We start from the raw sequence: 6,831 nt of genomic DNA on the forward strand, positions 1-6,831 counted from the left end.
CTACTGTAATTCTTTCAGCGGCTAAGTCTTTTCCATTTAGTGTTGCTTTCGCTCCACCTTTATCTCCTGAGAATTCTAATACTCCTTCGATTGTATCGTGTACTTCGAATGCTGTTGCATCTTCTGGTACTTTTGTTGTTACGTTGTATGTGAATTCTTCATTTCGATTTTGTAGTGTTTCACTTGCTTTTCCATTTACATCTTTTATGATCTCTGGTTCGCCTGGTGTTGGTGGTGTTACTGGTACTACGTTTGAGTCTTTTGTTACACCTGGTTTGTTTGGAAGGTCTACTCTGTATTGTGCTTTGTTTGGTACTTGAACCTTGTCTTCTTTCACATATCCAGATAGGTTTGCTCCTTCTCTTATTTTGGCTTTGAAGCTTAGTTTCACTTCTTTTCCGCCGTTGGCTTTTACTTCGTCTTCTGTTAGAGTTACTTTGATTGTTTGTCCATCTACTGTAATTCTTTCAGCGGCTAAGTCTTTTCCATTTAGTGTTGCTTTCGCTCCACCTTTATCTCCTGAGAATTCTAATACTCCTTCGATTGTATCGTGTACTTCGAATGCTGTTGCATCTTCTGGTACTTTTGTTGTTACGTTGTATGTGAATTCTTCATCTCGATTTTGTAGTGTTTCACTTGCTTTTCCATTTACATCTTTTATGATCTCTGGTTCGCTTGGTGTTGGTGGTGTTACTGGTACTACATTGGAATCTTTATGATATTTTGGATCATTGTTAATATCATATGAAGCTTTGTTTGGTACTTGTATTTTATCTCCAGTTATATAGTTAGATAGGTTTGCACCCTCTCTAATCTTAGCTTTGAATGTTACTTCAATTACTTTTCCTGCATCCCCTTTTACAGATTCCTCTGTAAATGAAACTAACAGTTTTTGACCATTTATATTTATAGTCGCTTTATTTCCAGCATCTTTACCATCAATTTTTACTACTACATTACCTTTTTCTCCTACAAATTGTAATACTTCTTTTAATTCATCCGTAATTTCAAATATGTTAGCATTATTAGGCATTTGCGTAGTTATTGTATATGTAAACTCATCATTACGGTTTGGTATGTCATAATGATTTGCTTCATTAACTTTTTTAGAAATTTCCGGTTTACTTGGTGGTGGGGTTACTGTTACTGTATTTGAATCTTTATTGAATTTATTATCAATATGATATGTTGCCTTATTAGGAACTTTTTTCTCTGTATATTTAGAGATATTAGCTCCTTGTTTTACTTTAGCAACAAATTCTACTACTACTGCTTTTCCACCTTTTGTTCGAACTTGTTCATCTGATAATTTAACCGTTAATGTTTGTCCTTTTATAGTAATATTACTATTTTCTATAAAATCATTTTCTACTTTTGCTGAAACTGGAGTACCATTATTTCCGAATTCTAATTCATCTACTAATGTATCTGTGATAGAAAATTCAGTTGCATTCATTGGAACTGTTGTTTCAATTTTATAAGTAAACACTTCTTCTGGCTCAGTCAAGTTCACATGATCTTGATTATTTACTTTTTTAGTAATACCTGGTTCATTTGGTTTTGGTGGCGTTACTGTTACTGGCTCCGATTCTTTATTGAACTTCGGTTCATCACTTAAATTAATTTTATATTTTGCTGTATTCGGTACTTTTACTACATCTGCTGTTGTAAATTCTTTTAATTCTTCTGCTGTTATATTAGCTTTCAGTTTTGCTGTGAATTTAACTACTACATTTTTACCTGCTTTGTTTTTTACTTGCTCTGCTGATAATTTAACTGTTAGTTTTTTCCCTTCAGTCTTAACATCGGTAATCTTTTCTCCATCTACAGTTGCTTCTATATCTGCTGCACCTTTAAACTCTAACACATCTTTTATAGTGTCTGTTACTTCGAACGCTGTCGCATGTTTTGGAACTTGTGTTTCAATTTTATAAACAAATTCTTGTGTTAACGATGTTAAATCCTCATGAGTTTTATCATTTACTGTTTTTGTAATTGGTGGCTCACTTGGTGGCGGTGGCGTTACTGTTACAGGTGGTGTTTTTGGTGTTTCTTTTGGTTCACCATTAGCATCTGTTTGATTGAAAATTACTGTTGCTTCATTAGGTATTTTTTTCTCTGTTACTCCATCTTTTATTTTTGCTGGAATTTCTAATTCTACTTCTGCAACACCTTTTAGATTTCCAAAATGACCTTCTTTTACTTTTGCTACTATTGTATTAGTTGATTTATCATAAATTACATCAAAATGTTTTGCATTTTCACCTTTTATAGATGCTTGCTTACCTTCTTGTAATTCTAATCTATCATCTAATTTATCTTTAATACCATACTGTTTATAATCAGCTATATTACCTGGTAACTTACTTTTTATATTATAGTTATAGGCATTTTCATTTGCTGAGTTTATTACTAAATCATCTAATGTTCCATTGATTTTCTTAGTTGGTGCGCTTGGTGGTGGTGTTACTGTTACAGGTGGCGTTTCTAATTTTTTAGGTTCACCTGTTGCATTTGTTGTATTGTAAAATACTTTAGCTATATTAGGTATTTTTTCGCGAGAAATTCCATCTTTTATTTTTGCTGGAATTTCTAACTCTATAATACTCTTACCTGTCAATTGATTGAAATGACCATCTTTAACTTTTGCAGTCACTGTTCTAGTCGTACTATCGTAACTTACATCAAAATGTTCTGCTGCTTCACCTTTAATGGCTGGATTTTTTCCTTCTTGTAATTCTAAATCCTGATCTAAGACATCTTCAATTCTATATATATTATAATCATTTATATTACCTGGTAATGTAGTTTTAATATTATAATTATAAGCGTTATCTTGTTTATCCCATGATGGAATGTTTAAATGATCTAAGGTGTTATTAATTTTTTTCGTCACAGCTGGTTCATCTGGTGTTACATAAACTGTTTGAGATTGAATTGGTTGATTATTTAGTTTTACAGTAGCCTTATTAGGCACCTTAATAACTCCATTATCATCTTTAAATTTATCTACATTTGCACCATCTTTAATTTTTGCTTTAATTTCTATATGAATTTGAGCTGGCCCATTATTATCTTTATTAGCTCTTTGAATAGCTCTATTCAACTTAGGCGTGATATCACTCTTTTCTAGTGATAATTTTACTAAGTTATTTTCTACAGTAATATGATTTTTCAACTCTTTAATTTCTGTATTATTAACCATTACCTTAATATCAGCTTTATTGACTTCTAATTCTGATTCAAGTTGATCTTCGATAGAATAACTATCCATTAGTCCTGGCCATGAAGATTTAATATCGTAAATAAATTTATCGTAACGTTGTGGTAAGTAATAATGTTCTCTTCCTTGATCTACCGTTTCTCTTTCACCACGTACTTTTTTATCTATATCTGTTTTTACCGGTGGTACAACAAATACGTTATTTGAACGTCTTACTTGAGCTGTGTCATCGTTTGGATTATTTGTTTCTCCATTCCATTTTATAGAAGCTTGGTTTCTTAATCCATATCCATCATTTTCTTGAAGAATTTTAATGTAGTCTTTTTGACTCTTTTCATACGGATATTCATCTTTTATTTTAACTTTCACATGTAATGTGTATTTTTTAAACTTATGTCCTCCGTAGTTTCCTTCATCTACACTATCTGTTTTGGTTCCCGGTTTTTGAGGAATATCAGCTACTACAACAGTTCGTTCTTTCTTGGTAACAGAATCTGTTTCATTAATTTTCCTGATTGTAAAGTCTGTTAATTTTTGAGTTGATCCCGTTTCAGTTACATACGCATCAATTACATTAAGTCGATAATCTATTGGATCTATAAGCATAGCATTTTTTTCAAAGTTAAGAGGAATATGATTCATTCTGTAATCAACTGTATAATCAAATTCTTCTCGAACATCATCTAGTACTGCCCCATAAGATTTTTTCCCTGTTAAAATGGGGTCCTCAATATCTTTTTTATCGTTCTCAGCATTTTTGTCTGTGATTGATTTTTTGACATTAGGATAACAATATTTTAATGAATTAACTTTTACTGTTCGTTCTTCTTTTGAGCCAATTAAATCTGTTTGGTATTTTCCTACATGGAAACGTCCTACTAACTCTCCAACTTTTTTATCTTCTGTTGTAGGAGTATAATCATCAGCTGGCGCTACTTCCTCATCTTCACTCAGGTTAGGTTGTTCTACAGTATTTACTAACTCATAATCAAATTTATTTTCTCCTGGATTAAAAGCTGCATCAGGTACTGAAATAGTGACATTATTACCATCTTGTTTTATAGTTCCACGAATTTCATGTTCTTTATCAATATTTTCCTTATCAACTACTTTCTTATGGTTTATACTCACTGATTTTACTCTATAACCCTCTGTGACTGTAAAATCACCTTGTACATTTTCTTTAATCAACGCATTACCTACAGAAGCTAATACTTTATTAGAAAATGCTTGAATATCATTTTGTTCATTAACATAGAATGTTGCATTTTTCCCGTTAATTACTTTATCAGGAGAAGCTAAACTTCTAAGTGCTGTTGAGAATATTTCACGAACAGATCTATTATCACCAAAATTTATTCCAGTGTCTCTAAAACCATTATCATAAATATTATAATATTGTCCATATGTAGTTAGTTTATTTAAATCTTCCCAGAAACCTACTACAACAGAACCTTTTTCTCCTACGGCTTGTTTAAGTTTAGCACCTACTTTAGTAAGTTCATCAGCTCTTGCTAGGATATTTGAAGATCCTTCCATTTGTTGATACTCTAGTGGATTAATACCATATTTTTCTAATAATTTATCATTTCTCTTACCTGAATATTCAATAACAACTTTACCATCTTTACGAACACCATTGGCTACTCCGTCTGTAATAAGAAGGAATACTGTTTTTCTATCATTATTCATATTCCCTTTTACGCTATTATACTTATTTATTACATCCTCAATAGCTGGAACAGTTGGAGTTCCTCCATTCGTTGTAATAGAATTAATAAAGTTATGGATAGCAGTTTTATCATTTGTTAAATTACTAGATTCTAGAGTATACTTACTTCCATCCCATGTACCTTCTCGATAATCCCCAGTAAAATTAGTATCAGCTTCATATTTAGTTACCCAGTTGTTTATAGAGCTATTCCACCAGTAAATATCATTACCTGAATAATAATACCAAGTTCCCTTTTCTGGGTCATAATTTCTTCCACTAGTATCTACATATGAACTAGCTGATGGTTGCTGTTGTTTATCATAAAGTCTATATCCGTCTAAATCTTTGAAACTCGCTACCATTACACGGTCAGTAGTATCTGGATCACCTGTAAATACTAAACGAGGTTTATCAGGATCATAATTAATTGCATCTACTGGAGTTGTTAATTGCGAAAGAGCGGCTTTAACATTTCCAATTGTATTTTCAAACGATCCACTAGCATCTTGTAGAATAACAAGATCTATCGGCTTTCTTGGGACCGCCCAATGGGTTTTATCTTTTTTCTTAACTACAATATCACACCCTTTTTGTGATACTGTAACATCATCGCCTAAAGATCGAATATTATGTATTAAATCGTCATTTACAGCTCGTGCTATATGTTGTGTTGTCTTTAGCCACGGGGAAAACAACGTAAATATTACAGATAATGCTAAGAAAACTTTAAACAGTTTTCTTAAATTTTTTCTTTTAAAAATATACCTTTCCTTTGACATACCTACTCCTCTATTCTATCTTTTTTTTCGTTTGAATATTGTAAGTACACCTGCTATTATAAATGCAAATACACCTGCAATGAATGTATTAATTTGTGAAATACCTGTTGATGGTAATTTACCTTTAATACTTTCAGTTTTTCTATCTTTATTGATATCCTTAGCTTTTGAATTTTCTTCATTACGAGTTGTATTTGATTTTGGATCTAACGTTCCAATTTCTAAAATTTGATTTTTAGCCTCTTTTTCAATCTCAGTAGATACAACTGTTGTTCTTTCTTTCCCATCAATTATTTCTACTTTAGAAAATACTTTGCGTTTTCCTTTTTCTCCAGAAGCAATTTCTCTTTGTACACCTTTTTCTAACTTATTATTGTATCTTTTTTCTACAGAAAATGGAATTTCTTCTGTAGTGATATCTAATTTTGGTTTCTCTTCTACAAGATTTTGTACTCCTTCTTCAGGTGTTACACTGAATTTCTCCCTTGGTACTGGTTTAAAATCTGGTGTTGGAGTCGGTGTTACTCCTGTTCCCCCTGGAACAATAGTTTTTTCTTTTGTTCCTACTAGAACTACTTTGTTTACTGGCTGTTTTGTTACTTCTTCTTTTACTTTCGTTCTAGTATTTTCTACTTCTTTTCCATCTTTAAATTTGGCTTTGTACGTTATTATTTTTTCTCCAGCTTCTCCTGCTGTTTTTTCTTTCTCTACGCCTTTATCTAAAGTTGCGTCTTCTTCTTTAACAGTTTCGAATGGTACAGCTTCTGTTTCTGTGAATTCTTTTTCTACTTCTGTCACCACTGGTTTCGTTCCTACTAGGACTACTTTGTTTACTGGTTGTTTTGTTACTTCTTCTTTTACTTTCGTTCTAGTATTTTCTACTTCTTTTCCATCTTTAAATTTGGCTTTGTACGTTATTGTTTTTTCTCCAGCTTCTCCTGCTGTTTTTTCTTTCTCTACGCCTTTATCTAAAGTTGCGTCTTCTTCTTTAACAGTTTCGAATGGTACAGCTTCTGTTTCTGTGAATTCTTTTTCTACTTCTGTCACCACTGGTTTCGTTCCTACTAGGACTACTTTGTTTACTGGTTGTTTTGTTACTTCTTCTTTTACTTTCG

At 32.0% G+C, this 6,831-nt stretch carries 2 protein-coding genes; both read right to left on the minus strand.

Annotated features, from left to right (window positions below):
- The coding region (locus ACWOBP_RS08045) for an isopeptide-forming domain-containing fimbrial protein (RefSeq protein WP_455338251.1) at positions 1 to 5,716 on the minus strand (5,716 nt) is incomplete at its 3' end.
- A gap of 15 nt (positions 5,717 to 5,731) precedes the next feature.
- The coding region (locus ACWOBP_RS08050; protein WP_455338252.1) for a G5 domain-containing protein at positions 5,732 to 6,831 on the minus strand (1,100 nt) is incomplete at its 5' end.

The organism is Gemella parahaemolysans, assembly GCF_053758945.1.